At 67.6% G+C, this 15,520-nt stretch carries 16 protein-coding genes and 2 riboswitches; of the genes, 11 read left to right on the top strand and 5 right to left on the bottom strand.

Annotation, left to right across the window (positions count from 1 at the left end; all coding sequences use genetic code 11):
* Positions 1 to 32: 32 nt before the first annotated feature.
* Together ACZK1G_RS19940 and ACZK1G_RS19935 are read right to left on the bottom strand one after the other, a co-directional pair.
* The gene (locus tag ACZK1G_RS19940) at positions 33 to 1,196 is read right to left on the bottom strand and encodes a serine hydrolase domain-containing protein (protein ID WP_101766159.1); all 1,164 of its coding nucleotides are present in this window, start codon (positions 1,194 to 1,196) and stop codon (positions 33 to 35) included.
* 67 nt (positions 1,197 to 1,263) lie between these two features.
* Positions 1,264 to 2,193 carry a pepsin/retropepsin-like aspartic protease family protein gene (locus ACZK1G_RS19935; RefSeq protein WP_049443267.1) on the bottom strand — a complete coding sequence of 310 codons (930 nt, stop codon included), beginning with the start codon at positions 2,191 to 2,193 and terminating at the stop codon, positions 1,264 to 1,266.
* Positions 2,194 to 2,299: 106 nt separating this feature from the next.
* On the opposite strand from ACZK1G_RS19935, the gene ACZK1G_RS19930 reads away from it, so the two are divergent.
* From ACZK1G_RS19930 to ACZK1G_RS19905, 6 genes are all read left to right on the top strand, one after another.
* The gene (locus tag ACZK1G_RS19930; protein WP_049443268.1) at positions 2,300 to 3,007 is read left to right on the top strand and encodes a response regulator; all 708 of its coding nucleotides are present in this window, start codon (positions 2,300 to 2,302) and stop codon (positions 3,005 to 3,007) included.
* A 32-nt stretch (positions 3,008 to 3,039) separates the two neighbouring features.
* On the top strand, positions 3,040 to 4,338 hold the full coding sequence (locus ACZK1G_RS19925) for a sensor histidine kinase (RefSeq protein WP_049443321.1): 1,299 nt from the start codon (positions 3,040 to 3,042) through the stop codon (positions 4,336 to 4,338).
* A 71-nt stretch (positions 4,339 to 4,409) separates the two neighbouring features.
* Positions 4,410 to 4,910: a MarR family winged helix-turn-helix transcriptional regulator gene (locus ACZK1G_RS19920; protein WP_101766158.1), complete on the top strand. Its 501-nt coding sequence runs from the start codon at positions 4,410 to 4,412 to the stop codon at positions 4,908 to 4,910.
* Positions 4,907 to 5,647 carry a DNA alkylation repair protein gene (locus ACZK1G_RS19915; RefSeq protein WP_101766157.1) on the top strand — a complete coding sequence of 247 codons (741 nt, stop codon included), beginning with the start codon at positions 4,907 to 4,909 and terminating at the stop codon, positions 5,645 to 5,647. The genes ACZK1G_RS19920 and ACZK1G_RS19915 overlap by 4 nt, the downstream gene beginning before the upstream one ends.
* Positions 5,648 to 5,760: 113 nt before the next feature.
* Positions 5,761 to 6,018 carry a hypothetical protein gene (locus ACZK1G_RS19910; protein WP_049443322.1) on the top strand — a complete coding sequence of 86 codons (258 nt, stop codon included), beginning with the start codon at positions 5,761 to 5,763 and terminating at the stop codon, positions 6,016 to 6,018.
* A gap of 295 nt (positions 6,019 to 6,313) precedes the next feature.
* A complete protein-coding gene (locus ACZK1G_RS19905; RefSeq protein WP_101766156.1) occupies positions 6,314 to 7,387 on the top strand; it encodes a 3-deoxy-7-phosphoheptulonate synthase in 1,074 nt (357 codons plus the stop codon).
* 197 nt (positions 7,388 to 7,584) lie between these two features.
* Here ACZK1G_RS19905 and ACZK1G_RS19900 read toward each other — a convergent pair whose 3' ends face one another.
* Complete coding sequence (locus ACZK1G_RS19900; RefSeq protein WP_005411215.1) at positions 7,585 to 8,202, bottom strand: trimeric intracellular cation channel family protein; 618 nt, start codon at positions 8,200 to 8,202, stop codon at positions 7,585 to 7,587.
* An 84-nt stretch (positions 8,203 to 8,286) separates the two neighbouring features.
* Positions 8,287 to 8,390, bottom strand: a riboswitch (glycine riboswitch).
* A 13-nt stretch (positions 8,391 to 8,403) separates the two neighbouring features.
* Positions 8,404 to 8,493, bottom strand: a riboswitch (glycine riboswitch).
* Between the two features lie 40 nt (positions 8,494 to 8,533).
* Here ACZK1G_RS19900 and ACZK1G_RS19895 point away from each other — a divergent pair.
* The 3 genes from ACZK1G_RS19895 (at position 8,534) to ACZK1G_RS19885 (ending at position 9,823) form a co-directional block, all read left to right on the top strand.
* Positions 8,534 to 8,809 (top strand): GIY-YIG nuclease family protein, encoded by a 276-nt coding sequence (locus ACZK1G_RS19895; RefSeq protein WP_049443272.1) that lies wholly within the window; start codon positions 8,534 to 8,536, stop codon positions 8,807 to 8,809.
* Positions 8,810 to 8,930: 121 nt separating this feature from the next.
* Entirely contained in the window at positions 8,931 to 9,362 is a 432-nt protein-coding gene (locus ACZK1G_RS19890) for a nuclear transport factor 2 family protein (RefSeq protein ID WP_075676067.1), read from the top strand.
* 5 nt (positions 9,363 to 9,367) lie between these two features.
* Positions 9,368 to 9,823 (top strand): hypothetical protein, encoded by a 456-nt coding sequence (locus tag ACZK1G_RS19885; protein WP_101766155.1) that lies wholly within the window; start codon positions 9,368 to 9,370, stop codon positions 9,821 to 9,823.
* Positions 9,824 to 9,925: 102 nt separating this feature from the next.
* Here ACZK1G_RS19885 and ACZK1G_RS19880 read toward each other — a convergent pair whose 3' ends face one another.
* Entirely contained in the window at positions 9,926 to 11,206 is a 1,281-nt protein-coding gene (locus ACZK1G_RS19880; protein WP_101766154.1) for an NAD(P)/FAD-dependent oxidoreductase, read from the bottom strand.
* Between the two features lie 123 nt (positions 11,207 to 11,329).
* Between ACZK1G_RS19880 and ACZK1G_RS19875 the strand changes: the two genes are divergently transcribed.
* Complete coding sequence (locus ACZK1G_RS19875) at positions 11,330 to 12,109, top strand: NYN domain-containing protein (RefSeq protein WP_101766153.1); 780 nt, start codon at positions 11,330 to 11,332, stop codon at positions 12,107 to 12,109.
* Positions 12,110 to 12,221: 112 nt separating this feature from the next.
* Complete coding sequence (locus ACZK1G_RS19870; protein WP_101766152.1) at positions 12,222 to 12,842, top strand: glutathione S-transferase family protein; 621 nt, start codon at positions 12,222 to 12,224, stop codon at positions 12,840 to 12,842.
* Between the two features lie 97 nt (positions 12,843 to 12,939).
* Here the strand turns inward: ACZK1G_RS19870 and ACZK1G_RS19865 are convergent, their stop codons facing one another.
* Positions 12,940 to 15,117 (bottom strand): primosomal protein N', encoded by a 2,178-nt coding sequence (locus tag ACZK1G_RS19865; RefSeq protein ID WP_101766151.1) that lies wholly within the window; start codon positions 15,115 to 15,117, stop codon positions 12,940 to 12,942.
* Positions 15,118 to 15,520 lie beyond the last annotated feature (403 nt).

Raw genomic sequence — 15,520 nt, 5'->3', positions numbered from 1 at the left:
GCCGCGCTCGCCACGCAGGCGTCATCGCACCGTCACTCGACGAATGCCTTCGCCGCGCCGTACTCCCACTGCCATGGCACGCCGGTATCGCCCAGCACGAACGCCACCAGTGCCGGGAACGTAGCCTCCGCCCGTACATCGTTGCCCAGGATCACCACGCAGCGTTTGTGCCGCTCGATGCACACCAGGGTGTTGCCGACCGCATCGTCGTGGCCGCCCTTGTAGAAGCCTGCACCCTGGGGACCACGGAAGGTCACTACGCCCAGGCCCGCGGCCAGATCCCTGTGCTGCTGCGCAACGGGCAGCTCCGGCTGCAGTGTTGGGAACTGGCTGGCGGTGGTGATCGGTAGCTGTGGCCGCACCAGCTCCCTGCGCATTGCCGGGGACAGCCCATCGCCGCGCACATAGCCGGCGGCGAAGTGGGCCATGTCGGTGATGGTGGTATCCATCGACCCCGCCGCCCGCACACGGCTGCGTTCATCGTGCGGCTCTGAATTGCCTTCGGCCGTCCAGCCATCGGCCAGGTTGCCGGCGAAATCGCTGCGCCACGTCATGCTGGTCCGCGCCATGCCGAAGCGATCGAACACGCGCTGCTGCATCAAGGTGCCCACGTCCTGACCCGGCCGCCCGCGTTCAATCACGAACTGCAGCAGGATCAGCCCATCACCGGAGTATGCGTAGCGGCTGCCGGGGTCGAAGTGGAACTTCAAGCGGCCATCCGGTTCGAGAAAGCCGAAGTTGGCGAAGCCGCTGGCGTGGTTCAGCAGCCGTCGCGGCGTGAGCTGGCGCCAGCGCGCATCACTGGCCAGCACGCTGTAGTCGGCGTACTTCTTCGGTTCCGGTGGATAGTCCGGCAGCGGTTTGTCCAGGGCGGTAGCAATGCTGGCGTCCAGATCGATACGCGCGTCCTGCACCAGTTGTGCGACCAGGTACCCGAACGCCATCTTGGTCAGCGATGCGGCGTACATCACAGTGTCGGTGCGCAGCGGCTCGCCCGCGGCGTTGCGTTCACCGTAGGCGGCCACGTGCACCACCTTGCCGTCGTCGATCACCGCCAGCGCCATCCCGCGCGCATGGGCCGCCTGCATCAGCCGCTGTGCTTCGGCATCGATGCGAGCCGGCGTGGGCACGGGTGGCGGCGCGGCCAGTACCGCCAGCGGGAGCAGCGTCAGCAACATCAGGGTGGCACGGCACATGCGTGGAACTCCTGGTGGGGCGCACGGCGATGCTACGCCAGGCTGCCGCTGGCGTCATTGCCAGATGTCAGCTGGCCTGCGGCCGGCGCAGGCAGATCCGGGCCGCGCCGGCACCGAAGTCCACCTGGCCTCCGCGCATTGCATCGGCACCGAGGATCAGCGCCGGCCGCGCCTCCAGGCCGATCGCCTTGAACACCGGTAGTTCGCTGATGCGGACCTCCATCGACGGGTGCTTCCAGCCGCTGCCGGTCATCCCGGGCAGGGTGTACAGCCAGGTGGCCTGCGCGCCGCCGCCCAGCCCCTCGGTGCCCTTTTCGCGCATGCTTACCCGTGCGTCGCTGCCGTCGGTGCGCAACCCCAGTGCGCGGGCCGCTTCAGCGTTGAGAACAGTCTGCGCCGCGCCGGTGTCGACCACGGCAATGGCCTCCACACCCGGCGTGCCCAGTGCCAGTGTGATGAAGCCGAACTGGCGCAGGCTGGCAGTGCGCTCGGGCAGCGCATTGGGCTGGCAACCCGGTCCTTCCAGGTTCAATCGGCCAGGCGTCCATAGCGCCAGGCGATTGCCGCCGAAGTCCCAGCGCGTGTCCCAGCGTCCGGTCAGGTCATTGCCGATCAAACCGTCGATGGCCGGATCATCGTCCTTGGCCAGGGAGGACAGGTCGACCTGCATGCCACGGGCCTGCAGCTGCCAGCTGCCCAGCTGCCAGGACGTGCTGCGCGTGCGCTGCAACCGGGCCGCCTTCGCACTTGCGCCCTGGGCGTGCGATACCGCCGCATCCGCATCCTCCAGGCCATAGCGCCTCGCCACACGGGCATCGACCAGCGTTGCCCCGGCGGCACTGTCGACCACGAAGCGCAGCGGTTCGGCGCGTCCGTCCAGCAGGACGGCCACCGCCGGATGACCACCCTGCATCCACATTGGCAGCACGTGTTCGGGGGCATCGGACGCCAGCGCAGGCAGCGGCGCAGCAAGCAGGGACAGGAGGATGAGGCGCAAGGGAAATCTCCGCAGTGATCATGGGCGCCCATTGGCGCGCAGCGGCGTATCGCGGGAATATCGCTGTTGATACCGTCCTGATACAGACCGGCCCGATACTGCCCGCATGACGACTCCCGCCCGTGTCATCGTTGTCGATGACGACGCCAGCATCCGCGATGCCATCGCCGATTGCCTGTTGCTGCATGGCTACCAGGTGCGGGTGGCCGCGGACGCGACGGCGCTCGACATGGTGCTGCAGAGCGAACGGCCCGACCTGATCATCCTTGACTGGATGATGCCCGGCGAGGACGGGCTTTCGGTCTGCCGCCGGCTGCAGGCACGCGCCATCCCGATCCTGATGCTGTCGGCGATGGGCAGCGCGCCGGATCGGGTGATCGGACTGGAGATGGGTGCGGACGACTACCTGGCCAAGCCGTTCGATCCGCGGGAGCTGCTGGCACGGGTACGCGCGCTGCTGCGCCGCCAGCACAAGCTGCGCGCGCAGGTGGCCAGCGAACTGCGCTTTGCCGGTTGGCGGCTGCTGCCTGATCAACGTCGCCTGTTCGCGCCGGACGGAAACGAACTGATGCTCAGCCGCGGTGAGTTCAGCCTGCTGCTGGCGCTGGCCGAACGTCCCGGGCGGGTGCTGGGGCGTGAGCAGCTGCTGCAGCTGAGCCGCGGTGAACCCACCGACAGCGTCGATCGTGCGGTCGACCTGGCGATCAGTCGGCTGCGACGCAAGCTGGGGCAGGCCTCACCCGGTGCTGAAGCCCTGGTGCAGACCTTGCGCGGTGAAGGCTACCGCTTCGACGCCGAGGTACAGGTGTTGTGAGCAGCCGGTGGCCGACCGCGCGCTGGATCGCGATGCTGGCCCTGGCCAGCCTGCTGCTGGCGACATTGGTCAGCGTGGCCGTGGTTGGCTGGATGCCCCGGCCCGCGCCTCCGCCGATGCGGTTGGACCAGGCCGTGCAGGTGCTGCGCGGCGAACAGGCCGCAGCGCCATTGGGCCTGCATCTGGCGACACAGGACGCACCACCACAGGGCAGCGCCAGCGACTGGCTCACCCAGTTGGCGGCGCTGCAGATGGGTTTGCCGGCGAAGGAGGTACGCCTGGTCTGGAGTGGGCAGGGCAAGGCGCCGGACGTGCAGGTCATCGAGGGGGGTACCGTGCTCGATGCCACGGCGCGGGCCGGTGTACTGAAGGCGCAGGCGGCGGTACTGACCGCCATGCAATGGCCGCCGTTTGAACTGGGCGTACGCCAGGCCGATGGCCGTTGGCAGGTGGTCGGCAGCGATCACAGCGATCTGGCGGCCTGGCGCCGCCAGGTGGTGCTTGCGCTGCTGGGTGGTGCGGTCCTGCTGGCGCCGCTGGCGGCGTGGGCATCGATCCGGCTGGGACGCCCGCTGCACCGCCTGGCCGAAGCCAGCGCACGGGTGGACCTGCAGGCCGCAGCGCCCTTGCCGGATGACGGCCCACGCGAGGTACAGATGCTGGCCGCTGCGATCAGCACCGGTCGCGATCGCCTGCATGCGCAGGCACAGGACATGACCCACATGCTGGCCGCAGTGGCGCATGATCTGCGCACGCCGTTGACCGGCCTGCGCCTACGCGCCGAGTTTGCGCCTGCGCCACAGGCGGCACGGATGGTGGCGGACATCGAGCGCATGGATACGATGATCGAGCAGGTGCTCGACTACGCACGTGGTGAACTGCAGCCGTTGCAGATGCACTCGCTGGATCTGGCTGCGCTGCTGGAGGAGTGCGTGCAGGCGGCGCTGCTGCGCGGAGCCGGCATCTCCATCCAGGGGCCGGACACGCTGCGCTGGAACGGCGATGCGCTGCTGATCCGGCGCGCGGTCGACAATCTCATCGACAACGCCGAGCGCTACGCCGGGGCCGTGGAGCTGCAGCTCGCCATGGCCGGCCACAGGGTGCAGCTGGATGTGATGGACCGCGGCCCGGGCATCGCCGAGGCCGACCGTGCACGCCTGCTGCAACCGTTCCAGCGCAGCGAGAGCTCGCGCAGCCGCGCCACCGGTGGCGCCGGGTTGGGGTTGGCTGTGGCCGCCAATGTGGCCAGGCGGCACGCAGGCGAACTGCAGCTGCTGCACCGTGAGGGCGGCGGGCTGATCGCGCGCCTGTTGCTGGGGACGTTCTCCTGAACACCGGCGTGGTTCATGGATGAAGTATTTTTATAATATGATTAGGTGGCTAATCATATTGAAGGGGTGCCATGATCAAAGCCAAGCACCATGCCCTGCTGGATGAGGCGCAGCGACGCGGCCACGCCAACGTCGCGCAGCTGCGCCTGTGTTTCCAGCTGCTCTCGCTGGCCTCGTCGATCGATCGCGACTGCGCTGCCCGGCTTGCACCGCACGGGCTCAGCGAGGGCCGCTTCATCGTGCTGTTCCTGCTACACGGGGCGGGCGGCACGCTGCCGCCCCATGAACTGGCAGAGCGTGCCGGCGTGACCCGTGCCACCATCAGCGGCCTGCTCGACGGCATGCAACGCGAAGGCCTGCTGCAGCGTCGCAGCGATGCCGAGGATGGCCGCCGCCTGCAGATCGTGTTGACCGCAAAGGGGGCGCGCCTGGCCGAAGCGCTGTTCGAGCAGCACACACAGTGGATCGGCGGCCTGTTCAACGGCCTGGATGCGGATGAACAGCAACAGCTGTCACGGCTGCTGCACAAGGTCTGGCAGCACACGGACGCCGGGCGGGAATCCGCAGCATGAGCACGCCCATTCCAGCGGAACGGCGGCGCGCACTCAACAGCGGCAACGCCGCCGCTACCCATCTGGCCGAATGCCTGGCAGTGGATTTCGCCGAGCTGTTGCAAGGGGTAGCGCCTGCGCTTGAACCCGAAGCGCTGCACCGCATGCACGAAGCCTCAGGCAAGGGCATCACCCAGCGCATGGCCTTGGCCGCGCAGTTGCTGCGCGGGGCGGGGCAGGGCGCGCCTGCACTCTGGCAGCATCACAGCTCCGATACCGTGCGCGGCTGGGCCTGTTATCTGATCGGCAGCGATGCTCGCGCAACGTTGGCAGAGAAGCTGCAGCAGATGCGCACGCTGGCCGACGACCCACACTTCGGAGTGCGCGAATGGGCGTGGCTGGCGCTACGCACGGACATTGTTTCCGCGCCGGTGCAGGCGCTCGGGTACCTGCAACCGTGGACACAGGAAACATCGCCGTACCTGCGCCGCTTCGCCTGCGAAGCACTGCGCCCGCGTGGTGTCTGGGCCACGCACATCGCCCTGTTCAAGCAACATCCGGAACATGCAGTGGCGCTGCTGGAAGCACTGGCCGATGACCCGGAACGCTATGTGCAGGATTCCGTCGGCAACTGGCTCAATGATGCCGGAAAGACAAAGCCGCAGTGGCTGCGCGAACTCTGCGCGCGCTGGCAGCGCGAGCACGACAGCACCGCCAACGCCTACATCCGCAAACGCGCGATGCGCTCGCTTCGGTAGTGCCGGCCGCTGGCCGGCAACCCCAGGCCATTCAAGCGAGCATGGCACATGCGCCTGTCACCCGGACGCGGTAAACAGTGCATTGCCCATGTCCATCCGCAGGGAAGTTGATCATGCAGAGCACGCTCCAGGTCACGCTGTTCGGCCCGCTTGGCGACAGCCCGGCATTGCAGTTGCCGGGGCTGGAAGGGCCGTCGGTCGCCATCCCGGAAGCGGCCCTGCGGCGGTTGGTCTCCGACCTCTACACCGCCCGTTCCCTGCTCAACCCCGAGCAGCTGGACGAGGCCAGGCAGGAGCTGGATCGCGTGCTGGAACGCTGGGCCGACATCCACGAAGGCCTGCTGCTGGACGTGGAAGTGCATGGCAAATGAGCGACTCTGCGTGGCTGCTGCCAGGTAGGCAGCGCTGGCGCGCACCTCGCTGAACCGGGTCCCCAGTTGCGGATGAAACATTTTGCACTGCGCAAAAGCTGTGCTATCAATACACCCCATGAACGCAGCCGCTACCCGCTTTTACTGGTATTACTTTCCGAAGCCACTGGCGGAGGAAGGACTGCGCTCACCCTGAAGAAAGCTTCAGACGCATTCCCGAAAGCCGCCAGCGAACCTGGCGGCTTTTTTCATGCCGCCACGCTGGGGACCCCCAACGTTCCGGAGATCTCCTGCAATGCCCCCGCACACCGACGACCTGCGTATCCGCACCATCGAACCGCTGACACCGCCCGCCCAGCTGCTGGCGATGCTGCCCTGTGACGATGAAGCCTCCGACACCGTCAGCGCCTCGCGCGCGGCCCTGCACCAGATCCTGCATGGCCGTGACGATCGCCTTGCGGTGGTGGTGGGCCCGTGCTCGATCCACGACCCGAAGGCCGCCATCGAATACGCCCAGCGCCTCAAGCCGCTGCGCGACGCGCTGGCCGGCGAACTGGAAATCGTCATGCGCGTGTACTTCGAGAAGCCGCGCACCACGGTGGGCTGGAAGGGCCTGATCAACGATCCGGACCTGGATGGCAGCTTCAGGATCGACAAGGGCCTGCGCATCGCCCGCGGCCTGCTGCGCGACATCAACAAGCTCGGCCTGCCAGCCGGTGTCGAGTTCCTTGACGTGATCTCGCCGCAGTACATCGCCGACCTGGTGGCGTGGGGCGCGATCGGTGCACGCACCACCGAAAGCCAGGTGCATCGCGAGCTGGCGTCGGGGCTGTCGTGCCCGGTCGGCTTCAAGAACGGCACCGATGGCAACGTGAAGATCGCCGCCGACGCGGTGGGTGCAGCGTCCAATCCGCACCACTTCCTGTCGGTCACCAAGCAGGGCGGTACCGCCATCGTATCGACCGCCGGCAATCCGGATTGCCATGTGATCCTGCGCGGCGGCAAGCAGCCGAACTACGACGCAGGCAGCGTCGCCGACGCCTGCCAGGTGCTGGCCAAGGCCAGGCTGCCGACGCGCCTGATGATCGACGCCAGCCATGCCAACAGCCTGAAGAATCCGGAAAACCAGCCGAAGGTGATCGAGGACATCGCCGTTCAGTTGGAAGACGGCGAACAGCGCATCGTTGGTGTGATGATCGAGAGCCATCTGGTTGGTGGCCGCCAGGAACTGGTGGAAGGCCAGCCGCTGGTCTACGGGCAGAGCATCACCGATGGCTGCATCGACTGGGACACCACCGTGACGGTGTTGCAGCGACTGGCTGCGGCCGTGCGCGCCCGTCGCGACGTGAAGGTGTCCGAAGCCGCTTGAGTGCGGCACGTGTGTGGATGGCGGCCAGCGCCTGCGGGGGTGCGGCCGCGATCAGGGCCGGCCGGAGTTGGAGACCGGCCCATCTGCACCGGCGATGCGCCTGGCGCTGCGCATGAGCGACAGCGCCAGGTACATCGCCGGGGTGGTGCAGTAGATCCGCGCCAAGCCTGGAACCCCATGCTCGGCGAACGCGAACCTCAATGCACTTCGTCGTGGTACACGAACTTCGGCATTTCCCAGCGGTAGTGGATCGCCAGCAGGCGCAGCGCGAAGCCGCCGCCCAGGCAGCACAGGATCGCAGTGGCATCGGCCACGCCCCAATGCAGCAGCAACAGATAGGCCGCGCCGGTCAGCAGCGCGATGATCGCGTACAGCTCCTTCTGGAAGATCAGCGGCACCTCGTTGCAGAGGATGTCGCGCAGCACGCCGCCGAACGCGCCGGTCAGCATGCCGGCGATCAGCACGATCGGCATCGCATGGCCGGCCTCGCGCGCGATCGAGCAGCCGATCAGGGTGAAGGCGATCAGGCCCAGGCCATCGAGCACCAGGAAGGTGCGGCGGAAGTGGTGCATCCAGCGTGCGACCCAGGTGGCGATCAGCGCCGCGCATACGGTGAAGCCCAGGTACTCGGGATGCTTCACCCAGCCCAGCGGGTAATGGCCGAGCAGGATGTCGCGCAGCGAGCCGCCGCCGAGGGCGGTGACGCAGGCGATCATGACCACGCCGAACAGGTCCATGCGGCGGCGGCCGGCGGACAGCGCGCCGGTCATGGCTTCGGCGGAAATGGCGATCAGGTAGATGATGGACAGCAGCATGGGGCAGGCTCCGGGCGCGGTGGGGCCGGCCATGCGCGTATACCGCCACTGCCTGCGCAATGACGGGATGACGATGACCGGTGCCGCTCCCGCTGTCCTTTTGCCTGAGAGTTCAGCGGCGTGGGCCGCGTGCCCCTTCGGCGGATCGTCCCGGGCGTGCCCGGTGACCTCTCTCCAGCTCGGCGAGTCGAATGCATGGTTGGTGGGATTCCAGCCCACCGGCCTGAGCGATCATGGGAGCCTGCGCCTTCGGCGGGCGCCAGCGCGGCGCCTCTCTCCTGCATTCGGGCGCCAGTATATCCGCTGCAGTGCAGCACGGCATAATCCGGGCATGGCCCCGTCCCTCCGCCCGTGGTTCCTGTACCTGCTCGAATGCCGCGATGGCAGCTATTACGCCGGCATCAGCACCGATGTGGAGGCGCGTTTCGCCGCCCACCAGGCCGGCAAGGGCGCGCGCTACACCCGGGCACGGCCACCGCTGCGCGTGCTGGCCGTGCGCGAGTACCCGGACCGGGCCGCCGCCTCACGCGCCGAGTGGCAACTCAAGCAGCAGCCGCGCGAACGCAAGCTGGCCTGGCTGCAGGCACCAGCCGAGACGCTTCTGTAGATCCACGCCCACGCTCGGCTCCGGCCTGCCGACATCGCCGGTCCCAGTAGAGCCACGCCATGCGTGGATGGGCTGCCCGGCCCATGCGATGATCGCCCCGCGCCCAGCCCTGGAGACCCGGATGTCCACGATCGCCCTGCTGTTCGCTCTCTCCGCATCAACAAGTCCCGCCGCAGACCCGGCCACCATCGCGGCCATCGAAGCTACCTGCCACGATTACGTCGACGGCCAGCTGGAGGCCGACCCGCAGCGCGTCGCCCGCTCCCTGCATCCGGATCTGGCCAAGCGCGCGGTCCTCGGCGATACACCCGATGAACGCCTGGGCCTGCGCCGGATGTCGAAGGAAGAGCTGGTCTCGCTGACGAAGCAGGGCGCGTTGAAGACGCCGAAGGATCAATGGGACCGCCGCTGCACGGTGCTGGACGTGACCGGCAACGCGGCCTCGGTGCGGCTGGAAACCCCGTGGTTCGTCGACTACTTCCACATGGGGCGCTTCGACCAGCGCTGGGTCATCGTCAACGCACTGTGGTATCCAAAACCAAAGGCGAAGTGAGCGCGATGCGCGCTGCTGGCAAGGCATTGATCTCCGTCGTCGTAGTGGTCGCCGGTATCGCGCTGCTGCCTGGCCTGCTGTACCTGCTCGGACTGGCGCTGGTGGAAGGCCGGCCGAAGCCGGCGGACCGCGCGCCCAGTGGTGTGGCTGCGTGCAGTAGTGAACCACGGGCGGGATACCAGCCGATGAACCCCTGGCGCTTCGCCGCGCAGTTCTTCGACAAGGACGTGATGCAGAAGAAGGTGCCGGAAGTGGAGCGGGAGGCCTTCTGGATTGCCCGACGCCATCTGTGGCGACAGCCTCGGCACGGCATGCTGCGCTGGCATCTGAGCAGCACCGCGTTGACGATCTGGATCACCCGGCATTGGAGTACCGCGCAGATTGCCGATACCGCAAGGAAGGAGGACTTCTGCCGGACATGGTCGAAACGGCGGGTGCCAGGTGGCCCGATGAGGCAGTAGAGCCACGCCATGCGTGGCTGAGCTCGATGCGTCCTGCACAGACATTCATCCACGCATGGCGTGGATCTACTCCCAGGCAGAGAACCGTGTCCGTCTTCGGCCCTACCGCTTCGGCCGCCGGTCTTCCTGGTCATCACCGAAGATGATGCGCGCGCTGCGCTGGTAGCTCCAGTACGCGACCGCCCAGTTCAGCAGCACCACGATGCGGTTGCGGAAGCCGATCAGGAAGAACACGTGCGCGGCCAGCCAGAACCACCAGGCCAGGATGCCCGACAACTGCAGCCGGCCCAGGTGCACGATCGCGGCCATGCGGCCGATGGTGGCGAGGTTGCCGTAGTCGGCGTACTTGAACGGCCCCGGTGCCGCCTTGGCATGCAGCCGCGCGCGGATCACCTCGGCCACGTACTTGCCCATCTGCTTGGCGGCAGGCGCCACGCCGGGCACCGGCTTGCCGTTGGCCTGGTTCAGTGCGGCCAGATCGCCGGCCACGAACAGCTCCGGGTGGTCGGGCAGGGTCAGGTCCGGTTGCACCTGCACGCGGCCGGCGCGGTCCAGCGGCACGTCCAGCGTGCGCGCCAGCGGCGAAGCAGCCACGCCGGCGGCCCACACCACGGTGCGTGCCGGCACGAACTGGTCACCGAGCTTGAAGCCCTGGCTGTCGATGTCGCTCACCGGGGTACCGGTCAGCACTTCCACGCCCAGCTTTTCAAGCTGCCGGCGCGCCTTCAGCGAAAGCACTTCCGGGAACGAGGACAGCACGCGCGGGCCGGCCTCGACCAGCCGCACCTTGGCGCTGGCCGGGTCGATGTGGCGGAATTCGTTGCGCAGCGTATGCCGCGCGATCTCGGCCAGGGTGCCGGCCAGTTCGACGCCGGTGGGACCGCCGCCGACCACCGCGAAGCTCAGCCATGCCGCCTTCTTCGCCGGGTCCGGTTCGGCCTCGGCGCGCTCGAATGCCAGCAGCAGCTTGCGGCGCAGCGCGATGGCATCGTCCAGCGTCTTCAGGCCGGGCGCATCATCGGCCCACTGGTCGTTGCCGAAGTAGGCGTGGGTGGCGCCGGTGGCCAGCAGCAGGCTGTCGTAGTCCAGCGTGCTGCCATCGGCCATGCGGATCTGCCGGGCCTGCTTGTCGATGGCGACCACTTCGCCCAGGCGTACTTCCACGTTGCGCTGGTGGCCGAGGATGTGGCGCAGCGGTGCAGCGATATCCGGCGCGGACAGGCCGGCGGTGGCCACCTGGTACAGCAGCGGCTGGAACAGGTGATGGTTGCGGCGGTCGACCAGGGTGATGCGTATGCGCTCGCGGGCCAGGGCACGGGTGGCCCAGAGGCCGGCAAAACCGCCGCCGACAACGACCAGGTGGGAAACGCGCTCGCGACTCATCGACTCACTCCAGTGGGGGCATTGGGGGAAGCGCCTGGCATCTTCGCACGGCGGCTGCCTGTCACGTCAGCGCCCGCGTGGATCGGCGATACTCGGGTTCAGGCAACGGCCCCTGAGGAGCCCATGAGCGAACCGGAAAAGCGCATCGCCCTGTTGATCGACGCCGACAACGCGCCGGCCTCGAAGATCGACGAGGTCCTGGCCGAAGTCGCCCGCTACGGCGTGGCCAACGTGCGCCGCGCCTATGGCAACTGGAAGAGCCCGCGGTTGAAGGGCTGGGAAGCGGTGCTGCACGAATATGCGATCCGCCCGATCCAGCAGTTCGCCTACAGCAAGGGCAAGAATGCCTCCGACATGGCGATGGTGATCGATGCCATGGACCTGCTGTACGCGCGCAACCTTGATGGGTTCGCCATCGTGTCCAGCGATGCCGATTTCACCCCGATGGTGATGCGCCTGCTGACCGATGGCGTGAAGGTGTATGGCTTCGGCGAAAAGAAGACGCCCGAACCGTTCGTCAACGCGTGCTCGAAGTTCACCTATCTGGAAGCGCTGGGCCAGACCCATGCCAGCGTGCCGGATGCCGAGCAGGCATCGAGCGAACAGGCGTCGAACGAGCCCGTCGCCAGTGATGATGCGCGCCCGCGCAAGAGCGGGGCGGAGATGCGCAGCGACACGCGGCTGGTGAAGATGCTGCGCCGCGCGGTGTCCTCGGCCGAGGGCGAGGATGGCTGGTCGCACCTGGGGCCGGTCGGCAGCCAGATCGGCAACCAGGCCTCGTTCGATCCGCGCAACTACGGCTACGGCAAGCTCAGTGATCTGCTGGCAGCAATCGGGTTGTTCGAGCTGAAGAAGGACGGCAAGTCGTCCTACGTGCGCGCGCTGCCAAAAAAGAGCCGGTAGTGCCGGCCGCTGGCCGGCAAGCCCCAGATGCCTGGTCCCGCATCCGGCACGCACATCTCCACTCCGATCAGGCGTATCGTTGCCGCTCGCATTGCCAGCAAGGAAAACCCGCATGTTGAAGATCTGGGGCCGCCGCAATTCCAGCAACGTCCGCAAGGTACTGTGGTGCGCCGAGGAGATCGGCCTGCCGTATGAGTCCATCGAGGTCGGAGGCAGCCATGGTGGTACGCAGACGCCGGAGTACCAGGCGATGAATCCCAACAGCCTGGTGCCGGTGATCGAAGACCACGGCCTGCCGCTATGGGAATCGAATGCCATCGTGCGCTACCTCAGCGCGCGCTACGCGCTGGGCACCCTGTACGCCGAAGATCCGATGCAGCGCGCCCAGGCCGAGAAGTGGATGGACTGGAGCACCTCGCGGATGGCGCCGCTGTACAGCGACCTGGTCTGGGGCATCATGCGCACCGCGCCGGCCGACCGCGACGAAGCGCGCATCAGCGCCGCCATCGTCCGCGCCGGTGACTACCTGGCAATGGCCGATGCCACCCTGGCGAAACAGCCGTGGCTGTCGGGCGAGACGTTTGCGATGGGTGACATCCCGCTGGGTTCGCTGATCTACGCCTGGTTCGAACTGCCGATCCAGCGCCCGGAGCTGCCGCATCTGGCTGACTGGTACGCGCGGCTGCGGGAGCGCCCGGCCTACCAGCGCGGCGTGATGTCGCCGCTGACGTAAGCGGTGGCGTTCGGGGTCAGAGCCCTTTTCTGCGAAAAGGGATCCGACCCCCTGGCCATCGGGGTCGGATCCCACCCAGCGGGTGGGCTCCGACCCCTCAATACAGATCCGTCGGATCCACATCCAGCGACCAGCGCACCTTGCGTGCTTCCGGCAGTGCATACAGCTGCGGCACCAACTGCGAAAGCACACCATGCAGCGGCGGCCGCTGCATGGCCGACAGCAGCAGCTGCGTGCGCTGGTAGCCAGCACGCCGTGGCATCGGTGCCGGCATCGGGCCGTAGGCTTCGACCACGTTCTGCTCGCCCAGCAACTGCCGAGCGGCCAGCAGGAACGCGTTGGCATGCTCCACCTGCTGCGCTTCGGCGCGCATCAGCGCCAGATGCGCGAACGGCGGGAATCCGGCCGCCTGGCGCTGGTTCAACTCGGCCTGCGCGAACGGCTGGTAGCCACCGCTCACCAGGGTTTCCAGCAGCGGGTGCCCGGGGTGATGAGTCTGCAGCCAGACCTCGCCGGGGTCACGTGCACGTCCGGCGCGACCGGCCACCTGGATCAGCTGCTGGGCCAGTTTCTCGCTGGCGCGGAAGTCGGCGGAGAACAGACCTTCGTCGATGCCGACCACCACCACCAGCGTCAGCTTGGGCAGGTCGTGGCCCTTGGCCAGGATCTGCGTGCCGACCAGGATGCCGGGCTGGTCGCCCAGTTTCGCCAGCTGCTGTTCCAGCGCGTCGCGCCGTGAGGTGGTGCCGCGGTCGATGCGTACCACGGGGAAGTCGGCGAAGGCGGCGGTGAGGTGTTCTTCCAGGCGTTCGGTGCCGATGCCCTGCGGCTGCAGCGCCAGGCTGCCGCAGGCCGGGCACGCGAGCGGCGCCGGTTGCCGCGCACCGCAGTGGTGGCACTGCAGGCGACGACCGCCACCATGCACCGTCATCGGCGCATCGCAGCGCTGGCATGGCGCGGTCCAGCCGCAGTCGTGGCAAAGCAGCACCGGCGCATAGCCGCGGCGGTTCTTGAAGACCAGTACCTGCTGGCCGCGCTGCAGGTGCTCGCCGATGCCGGCCAGCACATCGGCGGAGAGGCCGTCATGCAGCGGGCGCTTGCGTACGTCCAGGATGCGCACGCGCGGTGGCCGCGCATCGCCGGCGCGCTGTTTCAGGCGCAGGTGGGTGTAACGCCCTGCGTAGGCGTTGTGCAGGGTTTCCAGCGAGGGCGTGGCACTGCCCAGCAGAACCGGAATGCCCAGCGACTTGGCCCGGACCAGGGCGAAATCGCGCGCGTGGTAACGGATGCCGTCCTGCTGCTTGTAGCTGCCGTCGTGTTCCTCGTCGACGATCAGCAGGCCGGCCTGGGGCAGCGGCGTGAACACTGCCGAGCGGGTGCCGACGATGACGCGTGCTTCGCCGCGTGAGGCCGCTGCCCAGACGCGCGCGCGCTCGTTGTCGTTCAACCCCGAATGCAGCGCATGCACGGCGATGCCGAGGCGGCCGCGGAAGCGTGCCAGGGTCTGCGGGGTCAGGCCGATTTCCGGCACCAGCACCAGCGCCTGCTTGCCCTGTGCCAGGCAATGGATGATCGCCTGCAGATAGACCTCGGTCTTGCCGCTGCCGGTCACGCCATCCAGCAGGAACGGCTGGAAGCCGTCGGCGGCGTTGATCGCCGCCACGGCCTCGGCCTGGTCCGGGTTGAGCGTGGGGCCGGGCAGTGGCTGCGCGTGTTGGGGGGCCACGCTCAGCGCAACGCGCTCGGCCAGCCCGCGCTTGGCCAGGCTGCGTGCGGCGGTGCGCCAGTCCTCCATGCGTTCGCCCAGCACGTCCTCATCCACGATGGCTTCGGCCAGCAGTTCGGCCAGTTGCCGTGGGCGGCTGCCGGCGCGCAGCCTGTCGCGCTGATCGCGGCCTTCCGGGGTCAGCTGCCAGCCCCAGTGGTGGGTGTCCGGCAGGGGCTCGCCATGGCGCAGCGGGCCGGGAAGGGCGGTGCTCAGCACCTCGCCCAGGGGGGCGTGGGTGTAGCGCGCCAGCCATTGCAGGCTCTGCCACAGCTCACCCTGCAGCAGCGGCTGCGGGTCGCACCAGGCCAGGGCCTGGCGCAGTCCCTGGCCGTCGTCGATCTGGCCGTGACCGACCACCACACCGACCAGCTCCCGGTTGCCGAATGGCACCTTCAGGCGGCAGCCGACCGCGACCGCCGGGCCATCACCCTCAGGCGACAGGTAGTCGAACAGGCGGGGCAGGGGGACGGGCAGGGCGACCTGCAGGGTCGGAATCGGTGAAAGCATCGGGCCAGTGTAACGGGCCATGCGCGCGCGAATGGCAGAAGAGGGAGCGGCCGGGCGGCGCCCGTTGAATCATAAATGTCACCTAAATATCGGTGTCCATTGGAGATTCAGTCTTATCCACATGTTCTGTGGATAACGTTGTGCGTTAACGGTCAGCGGAAACGCAGAAGGCCGATGGCGACGGCCTCACGCTTGGGTTGGTCAAAAAATCGCCACATAGTAAAAACATTCAAAATCAACAACTTAAGTGTGAAACAATGCTGAAACAGAGTGAATTCAGCTGGATGCCCCAGTTTTCCGCTGCGGGGGCGTGGTGCTGTGCACAACCTGCAGCACGAAGTGCCTGTGGGCGCAAGTCCTACGGGCGTCGATGGCCTGCCGCTATCATGCCGGCAGACCTTTG

It is taken from the genome of Stenotrophomonas sp. 109824_Sma, assembly GCF_056480025.1.
Note: the sequence above shows the minus strand (reverse complement) of the source record. Positions and strands in the feature narration are given on the sequence as shown.

Coding starts and splice junctions, on each gene's coding strand:
- ACZK1G_RS19875 (WP_101766153.1), top strand. CDS start 11,330: ATGAGCGAACCGGAAAAGCGCATCGCCCTGTTGATCGACGCCGACAAC.
- ACZK1G_RS19900 (WP_005411215.1), bottom strand. CDS start 8,202: ATGCTGCTGTCCATCATCTACCTGATCGCCATTTCCGCCGAAGCCATG.
- ACZK1G_RS19885 (WP_101766155.1), top strand. CDS start 9,368: ATGCGCGCTGCTGGCAAGGCATTGATCTCCGTCGTCGTAGTGGTCGCC.
- ACZK1G_RS19940 (WP_101766159.1), bottom strand. CDS start 1,196: ATGTGCCGTGCCACCCTGATGTTGCTGACGCTGCTCCCGCTGGCGGTA.
- ACZK1G_RS19880 (WP_101766154.1), bottom strand. CDS start 11,206: ATGAGTCGCGAGCGCGTTTCCCACCTGGTCGTTGTCGGCGGCGGTTTT.
- ACZK1G_RS19895 (WP_049443272.1), top strand. CDS start 8,534: ATGGCCCCGTCCCTCCGCCCGTGGTTCCTGTACCTGCTCGAATGCCGC.
- ACZK1G_RS19865 (WP_101766151.1), bottom strand. CDS start 15,117: ATGCTTTCACCGATTCCGACCCTGCAGGTCGCCCTGCCCGTCCCCCTG.
- ACZK1G_RS19910 (WP_049443322.1), top strand. CDS start 5,761: ATGCAGAGCACGCTCCAGGTCACGCTGTTCGGCCCGCTTGGCGACAGC.
- ACZK1G_RS19920 (WP_101766158.1), top strand. CDS start 4,410: ATGATCAAAGCCAAGCACCATGCCCTGCTGGATGAGGCGCAGCGACGC.
- ACZK1G_RS19915 (WP_101766157.1), top strand. CDS start 4,907: ATGAGCACGCCCATTCCAGCGGAACGGCGGCGCGCACTCAACAGCGGC.
- ACZK1G_RS19925 (WP_049443321.1), top strand. CDS start 3,040: ATGCTGGCCCTGGCCAGCCTGCTGCTGGCGACATTGGTCAGCGTGGCC.
- ACZK1G_RS19905 (WP_101766156.1), top strand. CDS start 6,314: ATGCCCCCGCACACCGACGACCTGCGTATCCGCACCATCGAACCGCTG.
- ACZK1G_RS19930 (WP_049443268.1), top strand. CDS start 2,300: ATGACGACTCCCGCCCGTGTCATCGTTGTCGATGACGACGCCAGCATC.
- ACZK1G_RS19890 (WP_075676067.1), top strand. CDS start 8,931: ATGTCCACGATCGCCCTGCTGTTCGCTCTCTCCGCATCAACAAGTCCC.
- ACZK1G_RS19870 (WP_101766152.1), top strand. CDS start 12,222: ATGTTGAAGATCTGGGGCCGCCGCAATTCCAGCAACGTCCGCAAGGTA.